Genomic DNA, 24,962 nt, shown 5'->3' on the forward strand with positions numbered 1-24,962 from the left:
GGGCCCAGGCGCACCGTGGGCCGGCTCAGTTCGCGGCGAGGCGGGTCAGGGCGCCCCGGGCCACCTCCGGCCGGGTCGTGTACCAGAACGGGGGCAGCGAACGGCGCAGGAACGAGCCGTAGCTGCGGGCCGTCTCCAGCCGGGAGTCGAGCACCGCCACCACGCCCCGGTCACCGGTGGCGCGAATCAACCGGCCCACGCCCTGCGCGAGCCGGACCGCCGCGATCGGCACGCTGACCGCCGCGAAGCCGGATCCGCCCTGCGCGTCGACCGCCGCCGCCCGAGCCGCGGCGAGCGGTTCGTCGGGTCGGGGAAAGGGCAGCCGGTCGATCACCACCAGCTGGCATGAGTCACCCGGCACGTCCACCCCCTGCCACAGCGACATCACGCCGAACAGGCAGCTCGACCGCTCCTCCCGGAACCGCCGTACCAGCAGCGGCAGCGCCTCCTCGCCCTGGAGCAGCACCGGCAGGTCGGTCCGCGCACGCAGCAGCTCCGCCGCCTGCTGCGCGGCCCGCCGGGAGGAGAAGAGCCCGAGCGTACGCCCACCGAGCGCGCTGACCAGCGCGAGCAGTTCCTCCCCGGCGGCGTCGGGCAGCCCGGAGGCCCCGGGGCGGGGCAGGTGCGCGGCCACGTAGAGGATGCCCTGCCGGGGGTAGTCGAACGGCGAGCCGACATCCAGCGAACGCCACCCGAGGCCGGAGTCGGTCGGCCCGTCGGCGTCATCCGTTCGGGGCGGCGCACCGCCGGCCGCCGCCTGACCCGGCGCGCTCGGTCGCCGGGTGGCGTCGGCGAGCGCTGCGGCTGCCGGCGTCGGCGGGTCGGGCGGGGGCGAGTCGAGCCCCAGGGCCCGGGCGACGGTATCGAACCGACCGCCCAGTGCGAGCGTGGCCGAGGTGGCCACCACGGTCCGCTCGTCGTAGAGGTGGGTGGCCAGGGTGCCGGCGACCGAGAGCGGTGCCACCACCAGCGCCCGCCGCCCGGTGACGTCGTTGCGCTCCACCCATGCCACGTCGTGCTCGGCTTCCTCCAGCAACCGCTGGGCGGTGGTGGACAGCTCGTCGAGGACGGCCTTGGCCTGCTGCTTGCGTACCGGGTCGGGGTCGTCGGCCTTGACGTCGCCGATGGCGTCCAGGGCCGCGCGGGTCGCGGCGTCCAGCAGCGTGCAGGCCTCCCGCAACGGGTCGGGCAGCCCGCTGGTGATCCGTCCGGCGGGTGCCTCGGCCAGCCCGATCGCGAGGGCGTCACCGGACGCGGTCAGCGCCTCGGCCGTCTCCGGGCGCAGCAGCGGGCGGGCCCGGCGGGCGGACCGGTCGATCAGCTCCGGGGTCAGCTCCGCCTGTGCCGCCGAGGAGACCCGGTCGGCCAGTTCGTGGGCCTCGTCGACGACGAGCAGCCGGTGCGGCGGGACGATGTGTCGCCCGGCGAGCATGTCGACCGCGAGCAGGCTGTGGTTGGTGACCACGATGTCGGCCTCCCGGGCCCGGGCCCGGGACGCCTCCGCGAAGCACTCCGCGCCGTACGGGCAGCGGCTGGCGCCGACGCACTCCCGGGCGGGCATGGAGGCCAGCCGCCACGCCTGGTCGTCGACGCCCGGGTCCAGCTCGTCGCGGTCACCGGTGTCGGTCTCCAGGGCCCAGTCCCGCAGCCGCTGGATCTGCTTGCCGAGCCGGCCGGCCTCGCCGAGCCAGCGGGTGCCGCCGGGACGCTCGACCGGAGCGTCGAAGAGGGTGTCCTCCGGTTCGTCCTCCGTGGAGTTCTCCAGCCGGGCCAGGCAGAGGTAGTGGTGCCGGCCCTTGAGCACGGCGAACGTCGGACGTCGCCCGAGCAGCGGCTCGACGGCGTCGGCCAACCGGGGCAGGTCGTGCTCCACCAGCTGGGACTGCAACGCCAGGGTGGCGGTGGAGACCACCACGGGACCGTCCACGGTCAACGCCGGAGCGAGGTACGCCAGGGACTTGCCGGTGCCGGTACCGGCCTGCACCAGCAGATGCTCGCCGGCGGCGACGCATTCCTCGATCGCCGTGGCCATCCGCTGCTGCCCGGGGCGGGCCGCCCCGCCGGGCACCGCGCCGACGGCGGCGGCCAGCAACTCGGCCCCGCCCGGCCGATCGCCACGCCGGCGTGCCTTGTCGCGGGTGGTGCCGGTGCCGATGGCGGTGCGGGGCGGAGTCACCGTGGCACGGTACCCGCCGGGGCGGACGCGGTCCGTACCGAACGCCCGTGTCGCGACGTCACGGGACGGAATACCACCCGGCTGTCCGGTAACTTCCCGACGGCTACGCGTGGGCGGAATCGGCTAGGGTGCGACTCATGCCGAGCGACGTGGTCCGCGTGATCTACCGCAAGTACGACGGCAGCGCCCACCGCGACTACCCGGCCCGTCGACTGGCCGAGGACGACCTCGGCATCTGGCTCGGCGTGGCGGCCGGCACCAGCTCGGTCTACCACGGCCGGCCCTCGGTCGAGCAGATTCCCTTCGTGCTGCTGGTGCCCCATCACGCGTGGTGGACGGGCATGTTCAACCCGCCGCCCCGGACCAGCGAGGTCTACTGCGACATCGCCAGCCCGGCCCGCTGGGAGGGCGAGGACACCGTGCACCTGGTCGATCTTGACCTGGACGTGGTCCGGCGTCGGGAGACCGGCCTGGTCGAGCTGCGCGACGAGGACGAGTTCGCCGAGCACCGGGCCCGGTTCGGCTATCCGGACGAACTGGTCGTGGAGGCCGAGGCGGCGGCGCGTTGGCTGCTCGGCGCGCTCGGCGACGGCACCGAGCCGTTCGCCACCTCGTACCGCAAGTGGTTGGCCCTGGTGGTCTGACCGCTGCCAGGCGTCCCCGTCTCCCACCACCGCCCGGCCGTCGCGCGGAACGGCGGCGGGCGGGTGATGATGCTCCGATGGTGGACGATGGTGGCTCTGAGGTGGTGGCGCCCGTCGGCGGCGCGGTACGCGATCTCCTCCGGGTGCGGCCCGGTGGACCTGTCGATCTCGGGGAGATCGATCCCCGCTCGGCACCCGGGCTGCCCGGCCCGGAGGTGACCGGGCTGGACGGCAAGGGCTGGGCCCGCCGACAGGTCGCCCTGGTGGGCACTGGGCTGGCCCGCCAGCAGGAGATGCTGTTCGCCGGCGCGAAGGCCGACCCCGGCGCCGGGCGGCGGGTGTTGCTGGTGCTCCAGGCGATGGACTGTGGCGGCAAGGACGGCACGGTCAAGCGGGTGGTCGGAGCGATGAATCCGCTCGGCGTGCACATTCGGGCGTTCGGGCCACCGACCGCCGAGGAACTGCGGCACCACTTCCTGTGGCGGATCCGCCGGGCCCTGCCACCACCGGGACACCTGGGTGTCTTCAACCGCTCGCACTACGAGGACGTGTTGGTTCCCCGGGTCCAGGAGCGGGCTCCGGAGCACGTCTGGCGACCGAGGTACGCCGAGATCGACGAGTTCGAGCGGGAGTTGACCGACGACGGGGTGATCGTGGTCAAGGTCTTCCTGCACATCTCCAACGCGGAGCAGAAGCGGCGGCTGCTGGCCCGCCTGGACGATCCGACCAAGCACTGGAAGTACCACCCCTCCGACGTCGATGCCCGGGCCCGTTGGGACGACTACCAGGCCGCGTACGCCGAGGTGATCGGCCGGTGCGCCACCGACGTCACGCCGTGGTACGTGGTGCCGGCGGACCGCAAGTGGTACCGGGACTGGGCGGTCGCACACCTGCTGCGTGAGACGTTCGACACCCTTGATCTGGGGTATCCGCCAGCCGACTTCGACGTCGAGCGGGAACGGGAGCGGCTGCTGGGAACCACGGGGCCGCTGAAGGTGAACGGAAGTTGAACGGGCGGTGAATGACATCTGGCCAGGGGTGGGCCGGAGAATCGCCGATCTGACGGTTCCCTAGCATTCCCTCAGCAGGGCGCCGGAGCGGCGGCTGCCACCCCTACCACCCGACACGACGAGGTCCGTGCTGTGAGGTTTTCCTTCCGCCCCAACGAGGGCGCTTTCTACGAGCTCTTCACCAGGGCAGCGCAGAACCTGGTCCGGGGTACCGAGCTGCTCAACGAGCTGGCCCTGCCCGATGTCGAGGTGCAGTCGGTGAGTGAGCGGCTCACCGAGGTGGAGCACGACAGCGACCAGATCACCCACGAGCTGTACAAGAAGATCAACTCCACCTTCGTCACCCCCTTCGACCGCGAGGACATCTACCGCCTCGGCTCGCTGCTCGACGACGTGATGGACCACCTGGAGGCGGTGGGCAACCTGCTCTACCTCTACGGGCTGACCAAGCTGCCGTCGCTGCCCCGGGAGATGCACGAGCTGGTCCACGTGCTGGACCAGCAGGCGAAGCTGACCGCCGACGCGATGCCCCGGCTGAAGTCGATGAAGGACCTCGAGGACTACTGGATCGAGATCAACCGGCTGGAGAACGACGGCGACCAGGCCTACCGGATGCTGCTGGTACGCCTCTTCTCCGGTGAGTACGACGCGTTGACCGTGCTGAAGATGAAGGAGGTGGCCGACGAGTTGGAGGCCGCCTGCGACGCCTTCGAGCACGTCGCCAACACCGTCGAGACCATCGCGGTCAAGGAGTCCTGATCCTGTGAGTCCCGAGCTCATCGCGGTGCTGGCGGTGATCGGGGTGGCCCTGGTGTTCGACTACACCAACGGCTTCCACGACGCTGCCAACGCGATCGCGACCAGCATCTCCACCCGGGCGCTGACACCACGGGTGGCCCTGGCCATGGCGGCGGTCGGCAACTTCATCGGCGCCCACTTCGGCGCCGAGGTCGCCAAGACCGTCGGCAGTGGTCTGGTCGAGCTGCCCACCGGCGTGTCCAGCCTCGGCATCGTCTTCGCCGGGGTGATCGGCGCGATCACCTGGAACATCATCACCTGGTACTTCGGCCTGCCCTCGTCGTCCTCGCACGCCCTGATCGGTGGCCTGGTCGGCTCGACCGTCGCCGCCTCCGGCACCGTGCTCTGGACCGGCATCGGCGAGAGCGTCATCATCCCGATGATCCTGTCGCCGATGGTGGGCTTCATCCTCGGCTACATCGTGATGATCGCCGTGCAGTGGATCTTCCGACACGGGCACCCGGGCAAGCTGAACCGGGGCTTCCGGTGGGCCCAGACCGCCTCGGCGGCGGCCATGTCCGTCGGTCACGGCATGCAGGACGCCGCCAAGACCATCGGCATCGTGGTGCTCGCCCTGTTCGTCGGCGGCTACCAGGACGACGCCACCTACATCCCCGAGTGGGCGTTCTGGACCTCCGCGGCCGTGCTGGCGGCCGGTACGTACGCCGGCGGTTGGCGGATCATCCGGACCCTCGGACGGAAGATCATCGACCTGCGCCCGCCGGAGGGCTTCGCGGCCGAGACCGTGGCCAGCAGCGTCCTCTACTTCAACGCCCTGGTGCTCGGCGCACCGATCTCGACCACGCACACGATCACCTCGGCGATCATGGGCGTCGGCGCCACCAAGCGGCTCTCCGCCGTGCGGTGGGGCGTGGCCGGCAACATCATCGGCGCCTGGGTGCTGACCTTCCCGGCCGCCGGCTCGATCGGTGCCCTGATGTACTTCCTGGTCCGGCCGATCTTCAGCTGAGGTGTAAGGAAGGGCCCCCTGTTAACGCCTGGCGTGGTACAGGGGGCCCTTCTTAACAAAATCTCAGATGTAGGAGACGCCGATCTGGGCGCGGATGTCGTCCAGCAGGCCCATGATCTCCAGAGTGGCCGAGTGCGGCACCAGCGGGCTCTCGGTCAGCCCCTCGGCCAGGCAACGCTGCACCTCCATGGCCTCGTACTGATAGCCCGAGCCCACCAGCTCATCGTTGATCGTCTCCGGTTCCGCACCGGCGCGGTACAGGGTGAAACCGCCCGGCCGGAAGAACGGCTCGGGCAGGTCGATCCGTCCGTCGGTGCCGGTGATCGAGGCGGTCAGCCCGGTGGCACCGACCATCCCGCAGCTCAACGTGGCCACGGCTCCCGAGTCGTACCCGAAGACCAACCCGGTGTTCTCGTCCGTGCCCTCCGGGCCCAGCTTCGCCCAGGACCGCACGTGCTGTGGCACGCCCAGCAGCAGATGGGCCAGGCTGACCGGATAGACGCCGAGATCCAGCAGGGCGCCGCCACCCAACGCCCGGGCGCGCATCCGGTGCTCGGGCGGGAACGGCCCGGCCACACCGAAGTCGGCCCGGACACCGGTCAACGTGCCGATCGCGCCGTCGGCGATCAGTTGGCAGACCCGCTGGATGAGGGGGTTGCACCGCATCCACATCGCCTCCATGAGGAAGACCCCGGCAGCGCGGGCGGTGTCGATCAACTCGGTGCTGGTCGCCAGGTCGAGGGTGAACGGCTTCTCCAGCAACACCGGCTTGCCGGCGCTCAGGCAGGTCAGGGCCGCCTCGTGATGGGCGGCGTGCGGGGTGGCGACGTAGATCACGTCCAGGTCGGTGTCCGCGGCCAGTTCCGCCCAGGAGGCGTACGCCCTAAGTGCGCCGTGCCGTTCCGCGAAGCGCTCCGCGCTCTCGGCGGTGCGCGAGCCGACCGCGACCAGTTCGGCCCCCGGCACCAGCCGGAGGTCCTCGGCGAAGCGGGCGGCGATGTGGCCGGTGGCGAGGATGCCCCAACGAGTCATGGCGTGAAAGCTACCGAAGATCCAGCAGCGGGCAGTACCGGCCACCCACGGGTCGGGACAGGGCGGTGGCCAGGAGACTCGGCGGTGCGCGACCCGGCGCGGGCCGGGGTGAACGTTCCTGGCCACCGCACTAGTCTCGGCGCATGACGATCGACCGTGGCTATCCGGCGCCGCCCGCGCTGGTGGAGCACGCCCGCCGGTTCCGGAACTCCGGCGCGGCGCCGGTGGTGCCCAGGGTGGCCGCCACCGTCCTGCTGCTCCGCCCGGCCGACGAGGGCTTCGAGGTCTACCTGATCCGTCGGGTCGCGGCGATGGCGTTCGGCGGCATGTACGCCTTTCCGGGCGGCGGGGTCGACCCCTCGGACTCCACGGCCCACGTGGACTGGGCCGGTCCCACCCCGACGGACTGGGGCGTACGCCTCGGACTGGCCCCGGCCGCGGCCCAGGCGGTCGTCTGCGCGGCGGCCCGGGAGGTCTTCGAGGAGGCCGGCGTGCTACTCGCCGGGCCGGACGCCGCGCGGGTCGTGGGGGATGTCAGCGACGACCGCTGGGAGACCGTCCGGACCGACCTGGAGCAGCGCCGCACCGGCTTCGCCGACCTGCTCGCCGGGCGCGGGCTCACCCTCCGGTCCGACCTGCTGCTGCCCTGGAGCCGATGGGTCACGCCGGAGTTCGAGCCGCGCCGGTTCGACACGTACTTCTTCGTGGCCCTGCTGCCCGAGGGGCAGCGGACGCGTGACGTCTCCGGCGAGGCCGACCACACGCTCTGGATCCGGCCCGCCGAGGCGGGGGAGCGGGCCGCAGCCGGCGAGCTGACCATGCTTCCGCCGACCCTGGTCACCCTCGGTGAGATTGCCGCCTGCACCGACCTCGCGGCGGTGGTCCGGGCGGCGGCGGCCCGCGACGCGGTCACCCCGATCACGCCGCGCCTGGATCTGTCCGACGCGGACCACCCGCGATTCCACCTGGACTGAGCTTCGGAAGGCTCAGCCGAGCTGGTAGTTGACGTGGGCGGACCAGCGGGCGAAGCCGAGCCGCTCGTAGAGCGCCACCGCCCCGGCGTTCGACTCGTCGACGTAGAGCATCACCCGGTCCAGCCCGCGCCGGTCGCGCAGGTACGCCAGCCCGGCCGTGGTCAGGGCCCGGCCGAGCCCGCCGCCGTGCGCGGAGGGTTCCACGCCGAGTACGTAGACCTCGCCGATGGGGGCGGTGCCGGGGCGTTCGTGCACCTTGGTCCAGTGGAAGCCGAGCAGCCGGCCGGTCGCCGACTCGACGGCGAGGAGGAAGCCGGCGGGGTCGAACCACGGTTCGGCGAGACGTACCCGCAGGTCCTCGGCGGTCCACCGGCCCTGCTCCGGGTGGTCGGCGAAGGCTCGCGCGTTCAGCGTCAACCAGTCCTCGTCGTCGACGCCGGGCTGGAACGCGCGAAGCGTCACCCCGTCGGGCAGGCGCGATCCGGACAGCGGGGCGGCGAGCGGCCGACGCAGCTGCCAGAGGACCCGAGCGCGGTGGAAACCGAGGTCCACCGCGAGGGCCGCCGCCGACGGGTGGTCGCCGTGCGCCCACGCCCGCAGGGGCCGACCGGAGGTCGCCAGCACCCCTCGGGCCAGCGCCCGTCCGGTGCCCCGCCGCCGGTACGCCGGGTGCACCATCAACCCGACGCTGACGCCGCTGTCCGGGTCGGTCGGGTCGAGATGGGCGTACCCGGTCAGCGTTCCGTCGGCGGAGCGGGCGATCAGGTGGCTCGCCGCAGCGCGCTCGTCGCGTAGCCGGAGCAGCACCTGTTCATCCAGCGGGCTCGCCCCGTCGGCGTCCGCCGCGGCACCGGCGAGCGCCAGCACCTCGGCGACTTCCGGCGGTCCGAGCCGGTCTACGCGGGTGACCTGGTCGGTGGCCGTCTCGGTGCTGCTCATCCCATCACCGTAACCGGATGGGACGGAGGCCGGCCGGAGAGGACGAGTGGTGCTCCGTCACAGTCCGCGCGGGGGCAGCGCCTGGACGTCGAACCTGCCCGCCAGTTCCGGCAGGATCCGGTACAGGGCGTTGACGGTGCCTTGCCGGTCTCCCCCCGCGTCGTGCAGCAGGACGATCGAGCCGGGCCGGATCCCGTTGATCACCGACGCGGCGATCCGGTTCGCACCGGGCGCCCGCCAGTCGGACGGGTCCAGCGTCCAGTGCAGCGGTGTCATGCCGAGGTCGCGGGAGACGGAGATCACCGAGTAGGTCCAGGCGCCGCCGGGTTGCCGGTACCAGGCGATCGGGGCGTCGGGCACCGCCGCGCGGATCGCCTCGCTGGTACGGAGCAGGTCGGCGCGGATCCACTCGGGTGACCGGGAGCCCAGGGCGACGTCATGGTCCCAGCTGTGGTTGCAGAGCGTGTGCCCCTCGGCGACGATCTGCTCGATGAGCCACGGGTACGCCTGGGCGTTCTTGCCGACCACGCAGAAGGTGGCCGTGACGTGGTACTCCCGCAGGATCGCGAGGACCTGCGGGGTGTAGTCGGGGTTCGGTCCGTCGTCGAAGGTGAGCGCCACCCCGGCGGTGCCGGTGCTCACCCGGGTGCCCATCGGGCCGATGGTGCCGTCCTGCTCCGGTGCGTCGGAGTGCTGCCCACCGTCCGGCTCGGCCGGAGACCGGGTGGTGCCGGGTTCGGGGTCGGTGGGTGCGGACTGGTCGGCGTACTCGGGATGATCGGCACCGGTCGCGGTCACGCCGGCGTCGGTGTGCGACGCGTCGGGGACCAGGCTCTGTCCTAGTAGGTACGCCGAGCCGAGGACCGCCGACACCACGAGCGTGATGATCCCGACAGCCCGTGCCGCCCCCGTCTGGTTACCGCCCACCGTTGCCCCTCCCGCTGGCCAACTCGGCAGTCACCATAAGACGCACGAGTTGCCCAAAAGGGGCATATGGGAAATTAGCCCTCGACGGTGAGAGCCCGCACCGGCAGCGGCGCGTGATCAGCCTCGGGCAGGTTCCGCGACGGCGGTACGACGAACTTGTAGCCCACCTGGCGAACCGTGCCGATCATCGACTCGTACTCCGAGCCGAGCTTGGCCCGCAGGCGACGCACGTGCACGTCGACCGTCCGGGTACCTCCGAAGTAGTCGTAGCCCCACACCTCACGCAGCAACTGGTCCCGGGTGAAGACCCGCCCCGGGTGCTGGGCGAGGAACTTCAGCAGCTCGAACTCCTTGTAGGTGAGGTCGAGCGGCCGACCCTTGAGCTTCGCGGCGTAGGTGTCCGGGTCGATCATCAGCTCACCGGCCCGGATGGACCCGCCTGCGCCGGCGATGGCGTTGCTCAGCCGGCCGACCGCGAGTCGCAGTCGGGCTTCCACCTCGGCCGGACCGGCGGAGGCGAGGATGACGTCGTCGACGCCCCAGTCGGCGTTCAGCGCGATCAGCCCGGCCTCGGTCACCACCGCGACCAGTGGCACGCCGAGCCCGGTGGCGTGCAGCATCCGGCAGGTGGCCCGGGCCTCGCTCAGCTCGGAGCGGGCGTCGACGAGCACGGCGTCCGGGCTCGGGCCGGCGACCAGGGTGCGGACATCGCGCGGTGCGGTGCGGACCGAGTGTGGCAGCAGGTCCAGTGCGGGCAGCACTGCGGATGGTTCGCCTGCCCGTGCGGTCACCAATAGCAGGATCTCCACGATCACCTCCGTCCCGGCGACCGAAAGGGTCGCGCGCGACCAGCGGCACTCCTGACGGGGGCGCTGGGAACTTCCGTGGGTCCCGGCGTCGCTGACGGGCGGGTTTCGCCGTTGAGCGTAACCGATCGCTCGTGCACGACCCTGGCACGGTTTCCTCTTTGCCCCTTCTGCCCCTGATCGCGGCCCAGGTTTTAACGTCGCGGAAACGGTGGCACCCGCGATGTGCGGTTGGTCTGGCACGATCGGTGCGTGTTTCCCTCCAACTCGCCCGAGACCGGCCGTGACCCGTGGGCCGAGGAGCCACCCGCCACGGGAAGCTCGGCGCCGCATACCGGTCCGGCCGTGGAGACCGACGAGCGGCGCTCCGGTGGCCCGCGCCGCCTGCGCCGGGGCGGTTCGGCCCGCCGCGCCGACGACGACGCGGACGACGACGAGGAGGAGTTGGAGCCACCGGTCGAGGTGCGCCGAGGGCTCTCCCTCGCCATCGGCGGCTTCGCCGCGTTACTCGGCGTCGGCCTGGTCGTCGCCGCGCAGACCTCCGGTCCCGGGTACCGGCTGCCCTTCACCCTCGTGGTGCTGACCGTGCAGGTGCTGTTCGTGCTCGCCTGGACGATGGTCACCCGGCCACCGGCCCTGGCGGTCGTCGTAGGGGTCGGTGCGGTGACCGCGGTGGCGGCCGATGTCGTGGCCGTACGGTCCACCGAGGCCCGGCTGGCGCCGCTGCTCTACATCGCTGTCGGCGGGGTGCTCGCCGCGGTGCTCGGTCAGCTGGTCCGGCGGGTGGACCGGGTCAGGGTGACCGACTCGCTGCGGACGACCGCGACCATCGTGTTCGGAGTGGTCGCCTTCGCCACGCTCATCGTGCTCAGCCGGATACCGGCCGGCACCCAGGCGATCGCTGTCTGCCTCACCGCTGCCGGGGTCGCCCTCACCGTCGCGCGGGTGACCGACGCCGTCGCGGCCTGGCCGCGACTGGCCCCCCAGGTGCCCCGGGGGGCGGCGGGGGTGGTCGGCGGCGCGATGGTGGGTACGTTGGTCAGCGCGCTGCTCGGTGGCTACCTGGTCACCCCGTTCACCCCTACCCGTGCGGCGATCATCGGTCTGGTGGCGGCGGTCGTCGCCGTGCTGGCCGACCTGGCCGTCAGCTACGCCGAGGCGGGGCGGCTGATGGCCGGCGAAATGCCGTCGGTCTGGGCGGCGCGGCACGTGCAGGGGCCGCTCGGCGGCTTCGCGATGGCGGCGCCGGCGGCGTACCTGATGTGCCGGCTGGTGCTCTGAGGGCCGGTGCCGCCCGCGATCCGGTCACGCGCGATTGAGAAATCCGGACCGCGGGTACCACCCGTTCGCCGCTGGCGGCATCGGGACACGACGAGACAGGAGGCGGCGTGGAGCAGGAGCAGGAGCAGACGTACGGACGGCGGCCGCGGCGACGCGGGCGCAAGGTACTGATCGGGTTCGTCGTCCTGCTGCTCGTTCTCGCCGGGCTGCTCGTCATCGCCGACCGGGTGGCGGCGAGCGTGGCCGAGCGCACCATCGCCGACGAGGTCCGCCAGCAGGTCGCCGAGCAGGGTGCACAGTCCTCGCCGCCCGAGGTCGAGGTGGGCGGCTTCCCGTTCCTCACCCAGGTGCTCGACGGCCGGTACGAGCGCATCTCGATCAAGTTGCGGGACGTGCAGGCCTCGGTGCAGGGCGACGCGGTCGCGCTGCCCAGCCTGGACGTCGACGCCCGCGACGTGCGGGCCTCGCTGGACACCCTGCGCACCGGGCAGGGTGAGGTCATTGCGGAGACGGTCAACGGCACCGGCACCATCAGCTACCAGAGCCTGGCGGCCCTGCTCGACCGGGAGGGGCTGACCCTCGGCGAGCAGGACGGGCAACTCGCCGTCACCGCCCCGGTGGACATCCTCGGCCAGCGGCTGACCGTCACCGGCACCGCCGACATCATCGTCGGCGAGCAGGGACAGGTCGCGCTGCGCTTCGACGACCTGGACGCCGAAGGGCTGCCGAACGTCCCGCTGGCCCGCACCCTGGTGAACAACTTCGCCCGCAGCATCTCGGTCGACGTGCCCCTGCCGGAGCTGCCGTTCCAGCTGACCGTCCGCGAGGTCCGGCCGCAGCCGCAGGGGCTGACGGTGACCGCCGACGCACGGGACGTACCGATCAACTCGGCTGGCTGACCACCGGGCCGGCGTCCCGGATGCTGGTCGGCCCGATGGAGATATCTGGGATCGCTGGTAGGCTCCCTGCTCATGGGGACGCTCCTCACCAAACGGCGCGCGGTCGACCTGTGCCGCGTGGCCACCTGCCTCTGTCGCCCCGTCATCTGACGGCGGGGCTGTCTCGGGCCGCCTAGCGGCCATCGGCACTCGGGGTACGCGTACCTGTTCCCGGTGCACCCCACCCGGACGTCCGGCAGCGGCGCCGTCGCACGAACCCGTGATCCGTTCCTAGCTATGGGTCCCGCGCGTGGGTGCGACACCTGCACATCCGACGATCTCCGCGCGCTGGCTCACCATCCATCCTCACCAGGGAGTGATCTGATGAGTCGCGACACCGCACTCGTCTCGGCCGAGTGGGCCGAGAAGAACCTCGACGCCCCGGGCGTCGTCTTCGTCGAGGTCGACGAGGACACCTCGGCCTACGACTCCGGCCACATCGCCGGCGCCATCAAGCTGGACTGGAAGACCGACCTTCAGGACCCGGTCCGCCGGGACTTCGTCAACAAGGCCCAGTTCGAGGCGCTGCTGTCGGAGCGGGGCATCAGCAACGACGACACCGTCATCCTCTACGGCGGCAACAACAACTGGTTCGCGGCGTACGCGTACTGGTACTTCAAGCTCTACGGCCACCGCGACGTCAAGCTGCTCGACGGCGGTCGCAAGAAGTGGGAGCTGGACGCCCGTCCGCTGGTCACCGACACCGTGACCCGCCCGGCGACGCAGTACGTCGCCGGCGAGCCGGACACCAGCATCCGGGCCTTCCGCGACGAGGTCGTCGACGCGATCGGCAGCAAGAACCTGGTCGACGTGCGTAGCCCCGACGAGTACGCGGGTCGACTGCTCGCCCCCGCTCACCTGCCGCAGGAGCAGGCACAGCGCGGCGGCCACATCCCGACCGCGATCAGCGTGCCGTGGTCGAAGGCGGCCAACGAGGACGGCACCTTCAAGTCCGACGACGAGCTGCGTCGCATCTACGGCGAGGCCGGGCTGGACGACAGCAAGGAGACCATCGCCTACTGCCGGATCGGCGAGCGTTCCTCGCACACCTGGTTCGTGCTCCAGGAACTGCTCGGCCACCGCAACGTGAAGAACTACGACGGTTCGTGGACCGAGTACGGCTCGCTGGTCGGTGTGCCGGTGGCGCTCGGCGATGAGCCGGGGGAGGCCTGAGATGACCGCAGCAAGCGCTGCCACCGCCGCCGGTTGCGCGGCCCCGGACCAGGCCGCCCCGCTGCCCGCCGGCCTCGACCTGGAGAAGGAGACCGTCATCACCGGTGTCGTCCGCTCCGCTGCGGGCGAGGCGGTGCCGGGGGCGTACGTCCGACTGCTCGACTCGACCGGTGAGTTCACCGCCGAGGTGGTGACCTCACCCGCCGGCCAGTTCCGCTTCTTCGCCGCACCGGGTGCCTGGACGCTGCGGGCGCTCTCCCGCCACGGCAACGGGGACACCACGGTGACCGCCGGCCGCGGCATCAACGAGGTGGCCGTCACCGTCACCGACTGACCCACGCTCTGATCGGCCCAGTGGCCCGGTCCCTCCCCACGGAGGGACACGGGCCACGGTCGTGTCTGGCTTCCGGCCGGGCTGCCCGGGCCGGGGTGGCCGAGGTGACCCCGCAACTTCGCTGATGTTGCTGCCTCGACGGCAGTTGGACACAGCAGTATCCCCGAAACTGCGTGGATCTCGTGCGGTGCGGACCGGGCGACGGACGGGAGCGGGGCGCCGGTCCATCAGGACCGGCGCCCCGTGCGAGGGACGGTCAGATTCCGGTGGCTCTGGTGCAGGTGGAGGCCGGATCCAGGGCGAAGTCGAGGGTGCCGACGATGCCCGCCTCGACCCGGTGGCGCTGCACCTGCGGGACCCAGCCGTCCTTGGCCACGATCACCTCGTAGCGGCCCTTCGGCAGCCACCAGGCGTAGCGACCGTTGGCGTCGGCCGTCAGCGTGCTGCCGGTGCCGGCGGAGATCAGGTTCACCCGCACCGTCGCCGGGATGCCGACGGTGACGCCGCCGCAGGTCGTGCCCGTGACGGTGCCCTGGATCTTGCCCCAGCTGGCCGGCGGGGACACGTTCATCTCCACCGAGACCGACGCGACCGGGTAGGGGGTGTCGGAGGCGATGGCGAGTTCGCCCGCGTACCGGCCCGGTTGGGCCACGCCCGCCGCCTCGGTGGCGGTGAGGGTGACGGTCACCGTCCGCGACTCGCCCGGTGCGAGGGTGAACGTGGTCGGGGAACCGTCCAGCCAGGGCAGGTCCGCCTCGGCCGCGCAGAGTTCCAGACCACCGAGCCGCTCGCTGTCCGCGCTGCCCACGAAGGAACTGGGCGAGCCCCCGATCTTGTACGCCCCGCAGGTGGCGGCGCCCCGATACCGACCGAACCGGACGTTCGGCAGGTCACGCCACGCCCCGGTGGCCGGGTCGAAGCCGACCGTACGGTTGGTCACCGCCGTCGATCCGTCGGTCACGCCGCCGGCCAGCACGAGCAGCCCGCCCGCCGCCGCGTACTGCGAGCCCCACAGCTCCAGCGGCAGCGCCGGCAGCGGGCTCCAACTGTTGGCCGACGGGTCGTACCGGTACGCGTCGGTGTACTCGGTGGCGCCCGTGCCGCCGGCACAGTAGACCGTGGCGCCGATCCCGCCGCAGGCCAGCCACGACACCGCGTGCGGGTAGGCGGCGCCGGTGCTGAACGAGCCGGTCGCCGGGTCGAACACCACCAGCCGGTCGGTGTCGGTGCAGGTGGCGTCGGCACAGCCGCCCACGAGGTACACCTTCCCGCCGAGCACCGCCGCACCGGCTGCCGCGACCGGGGCCGGGTTGGTCACCCCAGGCAGGGTGCTCCAGGTGCCGGCCGCCGGGTCGAAGACGTCGACCGTCGCGACGGTGCGGTCGTCGGCACCCCATCCGCCGATCACGTAGAGCTTGCCGCCGACCGCCGCCGCAGCCGGCTTGGAGCGCACCGTCGGCATGTCGGGCAGGGCGGTCCAGGCGCCGGGTCCCGGGTCGTACGCCCACGCCCTGCGCTCGGTGCCGGTGCCACCGCCACCACCGACCGAGTAGATCTTCCCGTCCAGCCATGCGGCGGCGTTGTCGTAGATCGCCGCGGGTAGCTTGGCGATCTCGCTCCACGCCCCGTCCTCGGCGGTCGTGGCGTCGGGAGCCGCGCCGCCGTAGGCGGTGCCGGTGCGCGCCTTGCTGATCCCCTTCATCTTCTGCTCGCGCAGCGGTGCGCCGTCCCGCCTGAGCAGGTCGAACCGCCCGTCGCGTTCCAGCAGGTCCACACTGGCCGGAGCGGTTCCGGTGTTGCGGACCGTCACCCGGGTGGTGCGGGTACTGCCGTACGGCTGGTGTGACTGGATCGTCGTCGGGCTGACCGTCAGCCGGCCGGCACCGAGGGCGAAGTCGGCCCGCTTGACCCGGTCCGCGGCCACCGTGACCTCTCTGGTGGCCGCCGTGTACGGAGTCCGTTGGGCGGTGAACGGGTGGGCGCCGGTGAGACCGGAGAAGAGCCAGTAGAAGCCGTCCGGCTCCGCCGGATCCTCCGGGGTGGCCGCCGAGACGGCCCGGTCCTCGGGTCGGTCGTCGCTGACCACCGTCACGCCGTTGAGCGGGCTGCCGGTGTTGCGGTCGGTGGTGGTGCCGACCACCAGCCCGCCGGGCGTGGGTGTGCACTGACGGTCGACCACCTCGACGTCGTCGACCTGCCACCACCAGGCGAAGGTGCCCTTGAAACGGAAGCGGATCAGCGCGGACGCGGCGTTGGCGGCCGGGTTCAGCGGCACCTCCTCGACCCGCGGGCCCCGCCGGCTGGAGGTCTGGTGCCAGACGTTGGTCCAGGTGGACCCGGCATCGGTGGAGACGTCGATGTCGGCGGTGTCGCTGATGCCGACCGCCCGCCAGTCGCTGCGGAACCGCAGCACCGGTGCGGCCGCCGTGGACAGGTCGAGCGGCGGGGCGATCAGGTCGGTGTCCTGGGTGTTGCCGGAGCCCAGGGCGTCACTGTCGATGATGGCGAAGCCGCCGGTGCCGCCGGTGAGGTTGCCCCGGGAGCGGGGATCGTTGAAGACCCAGCCGCCGGAGGCGGTGCGGTTGCTCACGGTCCAGCCGGGCGGCGCGCTCGTCGCGTCGAAGCTCTCGGTCAGCAGCGGAGGGCCGAACCGTCCGGTGTAGCCGGCGGCGGCACAGGCGGCGTCGACCGGCACGGCCACGTTGACCGTGGTGTCGTCGCCGCTCACCGACACCTCGCGGGTGACGCTGCGGTATCCCGGGTACCGGGCGGTCACGGTCAGCCGGTACGACGTGCCGCCCGCCACGGTGAAGGAGTAGCGGCCGGTCACCGGGTCGGTGAAGACCGGGTCACCGGGTCGGCCCGTTACCTCGATCTTCGCGTACAACGGCCAGCCGTGTCCGGAGCCGTCGGTGACCTTCCCGCTCACCGTGACCGCCGGGGTGGCGACCAGGGCGAAGTCGCGGGTGACGGCGCCGCCGTCGGGTACGGCGACGGTGGCCGACTGGCTGGCGTAGCCGTAGGCGCTGACCGTGAGCGTGGCCTCGCCCGCCGGGACGGCCAACGCGTACCTCCCGTCGGGGCCGCTGGTGGTGCTGCGCGTTCCGTCGGTCACGGTCGCCCCGGCCACCGGGTCGTCGTCGCCGGAGTCGGTCACCACTCCGGTGATCCGGCCGACCGAGCCTCGGGGAGCGTCCCGCACCGCCGCGTACGCGTCGAGTCGCCCCTCGCCGAAGACGTTGTTGTCGGCCGGAGTGCCTCCGCACGTGGTGGCGTCGACGTCGCGGGCCGTGTGGTCCAGCAGTTCCTCGGTGGCGGCCACGTCGCCACGCAGTCCGGGCGCCGCCGCCCAGACCAGCGCCACGGTGCCGGCCACGTGCGGGGCGGCCATCGAGGTGCCGCTGAAGGAGGCGTACCCGCCGTTGCGGACGCTGGAGCGGATGCCGCTGCCGGGGGCGGCGATGTTCGGCTTCAGCAGGTCGGTGCCGGAGCCGCGGCCGGAGAAGCCCGCGATGGCGTTGTTCACGTCGTACGCGCCGACCGCGTACGCGTCGGCGTAGTCGCCGGGTGAGCCGGCGCTGCCGCAGGCCGGACCGTCGTTGCCGGACGAGAAGACGGGGAACATGCCGGCGGCCCGCCAGGCGGCGACGGTCTGCTGGTACCAGGGGTCGCCCCCGTCCCCGCCCCAGGAATTGTTCACGATGTCCGGACGGAGGTCGGGCCTGGGATTCTGGCCGGCGGCGTCGGTCGGCGCGAGCACCCACTGGCCGGCGGCGAGCAGCGAGGCGTCGGAGCAGTTGTTCGACTCACAGCCCTTGGCGGCGATCCACTTCGCGCCCGGGGCGACGCCGATCTGGTTGCCGGCGCCGTCGTCGCCGACCATGGTGCCCATCGTGTGGGTGCCGTGGTCGTTGTTGTCGCAGGGCGCGGCACCGGTGCACACGCCGGCCGGGTCGAACCAGTTGTACGCGTGGTCGAAGCCGCCCCCGAGGTTGCCCCGGTAGGAGGCGACCAGAGCGGGGTGGTCGTAGCGGACGCCGCTGTCGATGTTGGCCACCACGATGCCCTCGCCACGGTCACCGAACTCGTCCCACACCCGGGGCGCGCCGATGTTGGTAAGTCCCCACTCGACGGCGGCGGTGCGGGCCCGTGCCACCTCGGTCGAGGTGGGGCGGATCAGCGGGTAGCTGCGGCTGGGCGCGATCCGGGCCACCTCCGGCCGGCGGGCAATCTCGTCGATCAGTGCCTTGTCGCCCTCGACCCGTACCGCATTGGCGATCCAGTACGCGGTGTGCGGCACCTTCCGCTCGTCGAGCAGCGTACGCAGGCCCCGCTGGGTGCGGGTGGCCGTGCCGGTGAGCAGCCGGTGCACCTCGCGGGCCCGGGCGTCGGTGTCGCGCAGTCGGCCGGCCTGCGCCAGCGGCGCGGTCTCGGCCAGGTAGACCAGGAACGACGCGGTCGACGTGGTGCCGAGCCGGTCGAGCGCCGGGTCGACGGCCGCCCGGTGCGGTGCCGGCTGCTGGGCCGGCGCGGCGACCGCGGGCTGGCCGGTGAGTCCCAGCACGGCGGCGGTCAACAGCGCCACCGCCCGCCACCGTGGCGACCGACTGGATGATCTTGTGAACATGTTCCTCCCCCACGTCGTCGGCCCCGATGCGTTCGGGTCCGCACATCCGCGCGCCGACGCGTGGCGGCGCGCAGCGGTCGGGGCGATGTGGGTGGCCGGTGGTGGCGCCTCCGCCCGCTGAGAGTCATGCTCTTGCGCCGACCGGCAGTGATCAATGGACGGCGTCGGTCAGTACTTGGTCAGTGACGAGGCGCGATCCTGACCGTTAGGCTGAACCGGGCGTCATCGGTGACCGTCATTGGCGATCGATGGGAGTCGCAGGTCAGGGGGTTGCGCTCGGGGAGGCGTCGTGTCCGGTCCAGAGTTTCCGATCCTGGTCTGCGTCAGCTCCGACGCCACCGTGCGGCAGCGGGTGGTGCGGCGGCTGGACGGCGTCGGGCCGGTGGTGATGTGTGCCGACCTCGCCCAGCTGCGGGCGATGTTCCCCGCCCCGCCGGCAGAGCCCGCCGGGCCGGGTGACGCGTCCACCGAGCGTCCCGCGGAACGGCTGGCCAGCTGGGGCGATCTGGTCGTCGACCGGGCCGGGCACCTGGTCACCTGGCGCGGCACGCCGCTGGGGCTGACCCGTACCGAGCGGGAGTTGCTGGCCCGGCTGGTCACTCCGCCGGTCACGCTCTGGAGCTACGAGCGGCTGTTCGCCTCCGTCTGGGGCGGTGCCTATCTCGGGGACACCGCGATCCTGCACTCGGCGGTAAAGCGGCTGCGCCGCAAGTTGCGGACGCTGCCCGACGGGCCGCAGGTGCAGACCGTACGCGGCGTCGGCTACCGGCTGAGCACGCCGCCGGAGGCGGGGGACGGGCGCGAAGACGGGACGTCGCACCAGGCGTGACACCATGACCGGGTGAGCAGCGCCGTCCACACCGGGTACCCCCAACCGACCGGCCCCCGACCACCGGCCACCGGTCCCCGGTGGCCGCGTTGGCTGATCGCGGCGACGGTGGCGTGGGCGGTGCTGCTGGCCGTCCTCACCTGGGTCTCGTCGGCCGAGGATCCGCCGACCGTCCGCGAGCAACGCACCCTGACGCAGGCCGGGCCGGTGGTCGACGCCGCGATCGGTGAACTGGTCGCGGCGGCCGATGGCGCCGTCCCGGCGCTGGTCCCGCCGGAGGTGGATCGGGGCTGCCGGATCAGCCCTCTCGCCGACGGGGCGACGCTGATCCGCACGGTCGATCTGGCCGGTCCGGTGGGCGAGGAACGCGCCCTGCTGGAGCGGATCGCCGACCGGCTGCCCGCGCGGTGGCGGGCCGGTGTCCGGCTCACCCCCGACGGCCCACGACTGCGTGGCGACGCGGGCGAGTTCGTCACCGTGACCGGACGGCCCGTCACCGACGGCCGGGTCAGGATCACCGTCGACACCGGCTGTCGTCCGGTCGGCGACGGTTACCAGCCCGCCGGGGTCGCACGGACCGGCCCTGAGGTCGCCGCGCTGACCGACGCGGTGCGTGCCCTGGCCGGTCAGGTCGACGAGCCGGAGGCCGAGGTCAGCGCACCCTGCCCAGGTGGTGGGGTGGCCCGGAGCGTCCGGTCCGTCGTCGACCGGGTGGCCACGTCGCCACCGGCCGCGCTCGCGCCGCTGGCCGGCGGCACGCCGGTGGTGGAGACCTCCGAGGTGTACGCCTACCGGCGCGACGGCGTCGCGGTGCTGGCCGATCTGCAGCCGGACCGGGTCCTGCTCTCCGCCACCACGGGTTGCACCGGCTGAGCACCGTCCCGAGTCATTCCGGCCGGCCCGAGCCCTCCTCGCGGCTGCGGCCCAGCGCGTCCACCCGCCCCCACCGGCCGGGAATGTCCAGCAGCTCCACCCGACCCATCCCGGGCGGCACGTACGGGTCGATGATCAGGTGCTCGCCCTGCGGTTCGAGTCCGAGTATGACCCGGAGCAGCAGCAGCGGTGTTCCCGCCGACCAGGCCTGTGGGCTGCACGCGGTCGGATACTCCACCGGATAGTCGGTCAGCTCACGCTCGTAGCCGGCGAAGGCCTCCGGCAACCGACCGTCGAAGTAGCGGGAAGCGGCCAGGATCGCCTCGCAGATCTGTCCCGCCTCCGCCCGGAAGCCGTACTTCCACAACCCCCACGCGATGATCGAGTTGTCGAACGGCCAGACGGTGCCGACGTGGTAACCGATCGGGTTGTAACGGCCCTGGTCGTCGGCGAGGGTACGGACGCCCCAGCCGGAGAAGAGCCGGGGGCCGAGCAGATGCTCGGCGACCCGCCCGGCTCGTGACTCGTCGACGATGCCGCTCCAGAGCAGATGCCCGATGTTGGAGCTGAGCGCGTCGACCGGGCTGCCGTCGGAGTCCAGGGCGAGCGCGTAGTACTCCTTGTCCGGCAGCCAGAAGTCCCGGTTGAAGCGTTCCTTCAGGTCGGCGGCCTCCCGCTCCAGCCGGTCGGCGTAGAGCGGATCGTTCCAGTGCAGCCGGGCCATCCGCGCGCCGCGCAGCTTGGCGTCGTAGGCGTAGCCCTGCAACTCGCAGGTGGCCCGGGGGAAGCTCGGCAACCGACCGTCGGAGTAGGAGATCGCATCCCAGGAGTCCTTCCAGCACTGGTTCTCCAGACCGACCTTCGGGTTGCGGGTCTGGTACCAGACGTACCCCGTGCCGAGCAGATCCCCAAAGGTGTCGATCCAGGTCAAGGCCGCCCGTACCGAGAACTCCAACCGCTTGACCAACTCGACGTCGCCGGTCCACCGCTCGTACTCGTCGAGCAGGATCACGAACAGCGCGGTCGAGTCGGCCGCGCCGTAGTACGGCGAGTGGGGCTGCTCCTCGAACCCGGCGGTCTCGCCGTAGCGCAGCTCGTGCAGGATCTTGCCCGGCTCCTCGTCGCGGAAGTCGTCCAGCCGGTGGCCCTGCAGTCCGCCCAGCATCGTCAACGTCGGTGGGATCAGCTCCGGCACGAACGGCAGCACCTGGAGCGAGGTGAAGATGCTGTCCCGGCCGAACAGCGTCATGAACCACGGCAGGCCGGCGGCCATCAGGCGGACGCCGAGCGCGATCGACTCGTACCGCAGCGCCGCCAGGTCGTTCAGGCTGCGCCGGTACGCCCCGGCCAGCGGTTGGCAGTCGCAACCCAGCTTCGGCGCCCGCGCCACGAACTCGGAGTGTTCAGCTTCGATCGCGGCGGTCGTCCGGCTGCCCGAGAAGGGCAGCAGAGCGCGGACGTCCTTACCACGGGCACCGTAGATCACGGTGGTGACCGTCAACCGGGTGGTCCACTCACCGTGCGGGCCGATCCGGATCGGGAAGGTCATTCCCCGGCGGTCGACCTGCGCGGCCGCGCTGCTGCGGATGGTGGTCTCGCGGTGGAACGCGTCTCGCTGGTAGGTCAGCCGCAAGGTGTCCTCGCCGGGCGAGGCGGTGTTGTGGCCCTTCTTGCTCTTGGTGTCCTTGATCTCGAAGATGTCGGCGAAGTCCGCGGCCATTTCTATCCGGACGGTGAAGCTCATCTCCTGCCCGGAGTGGTTGAGGACGGTCAGCTCCTCCGACAGGTCACCGCTGATCGCTCGACTTCTGATCACCGAGACCTTCGCGTCGAGGAAGTGGGTGGGTTCGCCCGGCACCAGGAAGTAGCGGGTCCGGTGGGACTCCGCGTCGTCGATGGAGAGGGCGTGCAGCCGCTCGCCGTCGACCAGCAGCAGCCAGGTCGACAGGAAACGGGTGTCGAAGGAGAACAGCCCGGTGGGGAAGTCCAGCGACGGCTCGACGTCTCCACGGCGATCGCAGACCAGGAAGGTGTTGCCGTCCAGGATGTTGATCAGTTCCTTCACCGGGTCCACCTGGCATGTTCGCGGGCGACCTCGCGGGGGTCCCGCGTCCCGGGCGCGGGCGGAAAGAAGCGGCGGAAGGCGAGGAACAGCACCACATCCCCACGGAAGGTGCCCTCGTTGCGTAGCACCGAGGCGATGGCCTGGGCCCGGCCGGTGACCAGGCGGTCGAAGAGCTCCGCGGCGCAGTACCAGGTCGCGTCGCCCGGCTCTGCGCCCTGTCCCACCTCGGCGGCGCCCGGCCGCATCCGGACCAGCCAGTGCTCGGTGCGGTGCCCGGCGGACAGGTCGATCCGCAGCGTTCCGGCGACCGGTGCGCGCAGAACCTCCGGAGCACGGGCCGGCAGTGTCGCGAAGAACTGCTCGGTCGCCTCGGTCACATCCGAATCGTAGGCATTCGTCCGCGTTGCCGGGCGGGTTCCGCCGCGTTGCCGGGCGGGTTCCGCCGCGTGGCCGGGCGCTGCCCGACGAGTCCTTCCGGGCGCGGGTCAGTAGACGAGCGCCTGTGCGCCCTCCGCCATCGTCTCCTCCACGAAGACCGCGGCACCGGCGATCCGTACCCCGGGGATCACGTCGCCGGAGTCGATGTCCCGGCGAGCGGCGCACTGCGTACAGGCGGTCACGGTACCGGTGGTGAGGATCACGTGCAGCAGTTCGGCCAGCGGGGCCGAGTGTGGCAGTTCGAAGTTCTGGGCGCGGCCGGGCAGCGCGAACCAGGTCGACTCGCCGGTCAACCAGAGCGAGACGTGCACCCCGGCGGCGGCCGCGGTGGCCGCCACGGTGAAGGCCTGGGCGCACCGTTCCGGTGCGTCGGCGCCGGCGGTGGCCTTGACGACGAGAGTGCGGGCCATGTCCGCCAGCATAGGATGACCCGGATGGTCACCGAGATCGGGTTCGTCAGCCTGCTGGTCGCCGGCCTTGGCGCGCTCGCCGGTGGCCTGATCTACCTGGCTGTACGCATATCGAGAGGCAAGTGGTGATCCAGTGAGTGCGGTTCTGCGAGCCCCGCGGTCACGAACGAAGGTGGTCCGGTGAGTGACGACAACCCGCTGGCGCCGCCGCCCTGGCTGAACGCGCCGCCGGTCGAGGCGTACCCCTTCGAGGAGAGCCACGACCTGCGGGTCGGCCCGAAGCTGCACCCCGCGCTCGACGGCCTGCTGCCGTACATCGGCGTGTGGCGGGGGCGGGGACGCGGGGGCTTCCCCACCATCGAGGACTTCGACTTCGCCCAGGAGATCCGGATCAGCCACGACGGGCGGCCGTTCCTGCACTACGAGTCGCGGGCCTGGATTCTCGACGAGCAGAGCCGCCCGGTGCGGCCGGCCGGCCGGGAGGTCGGCTGGTGGCGACCGGTGCTGAACGGTGACCGGGCCACCGACGAACTGGAGGCCCTGCTGACCACGCCGACCGGGGTGATGGAGCTGCACATCGGTCGGCGTAAGGGCACCCAGGTGGAGTTCGTGACCGACGCGGTCGTGCGTACCTCCACCGCCAAGGAGGTCACCGCCGGGCACCGCCTCTTCGGCATCGTCGAGGGCGCCCTGCTCTACGCGCAGGACATGGCCGCCGTCGGCCAGCCGCTGTCCCCGCACCTGTCCGCCCGTCTCATCCGGGTGGCCGGCTGATCCGGTGACCGGAGCGCGGTCGCCGGACTCAGTGCAACGGAAAGCCGAGCAGCTCCTGCAACGCGCGGGTACGCGGACTCCGGGGCAGCGGCTCGCCGTCGAGGGTGTGCACCGTGACCAGGCCGCGTACCGACGAGGTGAACCACACCCCGTCGGCGTCGTGGAGGCCGGCCGGGGTGACCATGCGTTCGGTGGCCCGGCAGCCGACCTTCGCGGCGTTGGCGAGCAGCCAGGCGACGGTGGTGCCGGGCAGGATGCCGGTGCGCCGGGCGGGCACCGTGCACAGCGTCTCCCCGGTCAGCCAGACGATGTTGGCGATCGGTCCCTCCAGTGCGTAACCGTCCGAGGAGATCCAGAGCACATCGTCCACGCCCGCCCGGGCGGCCCAACGACGGGCGGCGTTGCTCACCCCGTACGACGTGGACTTGATGCCCACCGGCAGCCAGTCCAGTGCCGGGCGGGCCTCGGCGGGCACCCCCAGGGAGAGGGTGGCCACACTCACCCCGTCGTGCCGGGCCTGCCGGGCCGTGCGGGGGACCTCCGACAGGGTGGCGTAGACGGTGGGCGGACCGCCGCTCTCCGGCCCTCGGGTGCAGACCAGCCGCAGCGCGCCCTCCACCTCGGCCGGCCAGCCGGCAACGACCTCGTCCAGCAGTTCCACCAGGGCGGCGTCCGGTGGCAGGGTCAGTTCCACGGCGGCCGCGCCGGCGCGCAGCCGGGTCAGGTGCTCCTCGCGCAGCCAGGGGCGCCCGTCGCGCAGGTGCATGGTCTCGAACAACCCGTCGCCCCGCAGCACGCCCAGATCGTCGCCGCGCAGCACCGGCTCGTCGACCGGCAGCCGTCCCCGACCCAGTACGCCGATCCGCGAGGCCACCACGGGGGCCGAGCATAGTGCGGAGCCGGTCGCGCCGGGGGGTGCGGAGCTGACCGAACTATGATCGGAG

At 72.1% G+C, this 24,962-nt stretch carries 24 protein-coding genes; 14 read left to right on the forward strand and 10 right to left on the reverse strand.

The features are described from left to right. Positions 1-25 precede the first annotated feature (25 nt). Positions 26-2,248: an ATP-dependent DNA helicase gene (locus SM447_RS10710; protein ID WP_474572812.1), complete on the reverse strand. Its 2,223-nt coding sequence runs from the start codon at positions 2,246-2,248 to the stop codon at positions 26-28. A 65-nt stretch (positions 2,249-2,313) separates the two neighbouring features. On the opposite strand from SM447_RS10710, the gene SM447_RS10715 reads away from it, so the two are divergent. The 4 genes from SM447_RS10715 (at position 2,314) to SM447_RS10730 (ending at position 5,598) form a co-directional block, all read left to right on the forward strand. Then, positions 2,314-2,820, forward strand: coding sequence for a DUF402 domain-containing protein (locus SM447_RS10715; RefSeq protein WP_474572597.1), 507 nt, complete (start codon positions 2,314-2,316; stop codon positions 2,818-2,820). A 77-nt stretch (positions 2,821-2,897) separates the two neighbouring features. Beyond that, complete coding sequence (locus tag SM447_RS10720) at positions 2,898-3,830, forward strand: PPK2 family polyphosphate kinase (protein WP_474572598.1); 933 nt, start codon at positions 2,898-2,900, stop codon at positions 3,828-3,830. A gap of 132 nt (positions 3,831-3,962) precedes the next feature. Continuing rightward, positions 3,963-4,589, forward strand: a complete 627-nt coding sequence (locus SM447_RS10725; protein WP_099849257.1) for a DUF47 domain-containing protein — start codon at positions 3,963-3,965, stop codon at positions 4,587-4,589. 4 nt (positions 4,590-4,593) lie between these two features. Further along, complete coding sequence (locus tag SM447_RS10730; RefSeq protein WP_474572599.1) at positions 4,594-5,598, forward strand: inorganic phosphate transporter; 1,005 nt, start codon at positions 4,594-4,596, stop codon at positions 5,596-5,598. A gap of 63 nt (positions 5,599-5,661) precedes the next feature. Here the strand turns inward: SM447_RS10730 and SM447_RS10735 are convergent, their stop codons facing one another. Further along, complete coding sequence (locus SM447_RS10735; RefSeq protein ID WP_474572600.1) at positions 5,662-6,630, reverse strand: Gfo/Idh/MocA family protein; 969 nt, start codon at positions 6,628-6,630, stop codon at positions 5,662-5,664. A gap of 143 nt (positions 6,631-6,773) precedes the next feature. On the opposite strand from SM447_RS10735, the gene SM447_RS10740 reads away from it, so the two are divergent. Beyond that, positions 6,774-7,604 carry an NUDIX hydrolase gene (locus SM447_RS10740; protein WP_474572601.1) on the forward strand — a complete coding sequence of 277 codons (831 nt, stop codon included), beginning with the start codon at positions 6,774-6,776 and terminating at the stop codon, positions 7,602-7,604. A gap of 12 nt (positions 7,605-7,616) precedes the next feature. Here SM447_RS10740 and mshD read toward each other — a convergent pair whose 3' ends face one another. The 3 genes from mshD to SM447_RS10755 form a co-directional block, all read right to left on the reverse strand. Beyond that, positions 7,617-8,543, reverse strand: a complete 927-nt coding sequence (mshD, locus tag SM447_RS10745; RefSeq protein ID WP_474572602.1) for a mycothiol synthase — start codon at positions 8,541-8,543, stop codon at positions 7,617-7,619. Positions 8,544-8,600: 57 nt separating this feature from the next. Continuing rightward, positions 8,601-9,470: a polysaccharide deacetylase family protein gene (locus SM447_RS10750; protein WP_474572603.1), complete on the reverse strand. Its 870-nt coding sequence runs from the start codon at positions 9,468-9,470 to the stop codon at positions 8,601-8,603. Between the two features lie 74 nt (positions 9,471-9,544). Then, positions 9,545-10,285 carry a winged helix-turn-helix transcriptional regulator gene (locus tag SM447_RS10755; protein ID WP_474572604.1) on the reverse strand — a complete coding sequence of 247 codons (741 nt, stop codon included), beginning with the start codon at positions 10,283-10,285 and terminating at the stop codon, positions 9,545-9,547. Between the two features lie 243 nt (positions 10,286-10,528). On the opposite strand from SM447_RS10755, the gene SM447_RS10760 reads away from it, so the two are divergent. The 5 genes from SM447_RS10760 (at position 10,529) to SM447_RS10780 (ending at position 14,002) form a co-directional block, all read left to right on the forward strand. Next, positions 10,529-11,557 carry a hypothetical protein gene (locus tag SM447_RS10760; protein ID WP_474572605.1) on the forward strand — a complete coding sequence of 343 codons (1,029 nt, stop codon included), beginning with the start codon at positions 10,529-10,531 and terminating at the stop codon, positions 11,555-11,557. A 107-nt stretch (positions 11,558-11,664) separates the two neighbouring features. Continuing rightward, positions 11,665-12,456, forward strand: coding sequence for an LmeA family phospholipid-binding protein (locus SM447_RS10765; RefSeq protein WP_474572606.1), 792 nt, complete (start codon positions 11,665-11,667; stop codon positions 12,454-12,456). Positions 12,457-12,528: 72 nt separating this feature from the next. Next, complete coding sequence (locus SM447_RS10770; protein ID WP_311202345.1) at positions 12,529-12,606, forward strand: Ms5788A family Cys-rich leader peptide; 78 nt, start codon at positions 12,529-12,531, stop codon at positions 12,604-12,606. A gap of 213 nt (positions 12,607-12,819) precedes the next feature. Further along, on the forward strand, positions 12,820-13,668 hold the full coding sequence (locus tag SM447_RS10775) for a sulfurtransferase (protein WP_474572607.1): 849 nt from the start codon (positions 12,820-12,822) through the stop codon (positions 13,666-13,668). Between the two features lies 1 nt (position 13,669). Further along, positions 13,670-14,002 carry a DUF1416 domain-containing protein gene (locus SM447_RS10780; RefSeq protein ID WP_474572608.1) on the forward strand — a complete coding sequence of 111 codons (333 nt, stop codon included), beginning with the start codon at positions 13,670-13,672 and terminating at the stop codon, positions 14,000-14,002. Between the two features lie 256 nt (positions 14,003-14,258). On the opposite strand, the gene SM447_RS10785 is transcribed toward SM447_RS10780, so the two are convergent. Continuing rightward, positions 14,259-18,629, reverse strand: coding sequence for a S8 family serine peptidase (locus tag SM447_RS10785; protein WP_474572609.1), 4,371 nt, complete (start codon positions 18,627-18,629; stop codon positions 14,259-14,261). Positions 18,630-18,918: 289 nt separating this feature from the next. Here SM447_RS10785 and SM447_RS10790 point away from each other — a divergent pair, with 289 nt between their 5' ends. Beyond that, on the forward strand, positions 18,919-19,458 hold the full coding sequence (locus tag SM447_RS10790) for a winged helix-turn-helix domain-containing protein (protein ID WP_474572610.1): 540 nt from the start codon (positions 18,919-18,921) through the stop codon (positions 19,456-19,458). A 108-nt stretch (positions 19,459-19,566) separates the two neighbouring features. Next, positions 19,567-20,331 (forward strand): hypothetical protein, encoded by a 765-nt coding sequence (locus SM447_RS10795; protein ID WP_474572813.1) that lies wholly within the window; start codon positions 19,567-19,569, stop codon positions 20,329-20,331. 13 nt (positions 20,332-20,344) lie between these two features. Here the strand turns inward: SM447_RS10795 and SM447_RS10800 are convergent, their stop codons facing one another. The 3 genes from SM447_RS10800 to SM447_RS10810 all read right to left on the reverse strand — a co-directional run bounded on the left by SM447_RS10800 (position 20,345) and on the right by SM447_RS10810 (position 23,256). Then, positions 20,345-22,396 (reverse strand): amylo-alpha-1,6-glucosidase, encoded by a 2,052-nt coding sequence (locus SM447_RS10800; RefSeq protein WP_474572611.1) that lies wholly within the window; start codon positions 22,394-22,396, stop codon positions 20,345-20,347. Further along, complete coding sequence (locus SM447_RS10805; RefSeq protein WP_474572612.1) at positions 22,393-22,773, reverse strand: SCP2 sterol-binding domain-containing protein; 381 nt, start codon at positions 22,771-22,773, stop codon at positions 22,393-22,395. Before SM447_RS10805 ends, SM447_RS10800 begins: the two co-directional genes overlap by 4 nt. 108 nt (positions 22,774-22,881) lie before the next feature. Further along, positions 22,882-23,256: a DsrE family protein gene (locus SM447_RS10810; RefSeq protein ID WP_474572613.1), complete on the reverse strand. Its 375-nt coding sequence runs from the start codon at positions 23,254-23,256 to the stop codon at positions 22,882-22,884. Between the two features lie 12 nt (positions 23,257-23,268). On the opposite strand from SM447_RS10810, the gene mtfM reads away from it, so the two are divergent. Together mtfM and SM447_RS10820 are read left to right on the forward strand one after the other, a co-directional pair. Further along, positions 23,269-23,373, forward strand: coding sequence for a small membrane protein MtfM (gene mtfM / locus SM447_RS10815; protein WP_474572614.1), 105 nt, complete (start codon positions 23,269-23,271; stop codon positions 23,371-23,373). Positions 23,374-23,424: 51 nt separating this feature from the next. Beyond that, the gene (locus SM447_RS10820) at positions 23,425-24,018 is read left to right on the forward strand and encodes a heme-binding beta-barrel domain-containing protein (protein WP_474572615.1); all 594 of its coding nucleotides are present in this window, start codon (positions 23,425-23,427) and stop codon (positions 24,016-24,018) included. A 28-nt stretch (positions 24,019-24,046) separates the two neighbouring features. On the opposite strand, the gene SM447_RS10825 is transcribed toward SM447_RS10820, so the two are convergent. Further along, positions 24,047-24,895, reverse strand: coding sequence for an aminotransferase class IV (locus SM447_RS10825; RefSeq protein WP_474572616.1), 849 nt, complete (start codon positions 24,893-24,895; stop codon positions 24,047-24,049). Positions 24,896-24,962 lie beyond the last annotated feature (67 nt).

The organism is Micromonospora aridisoli, assembly GCF_056150025.1.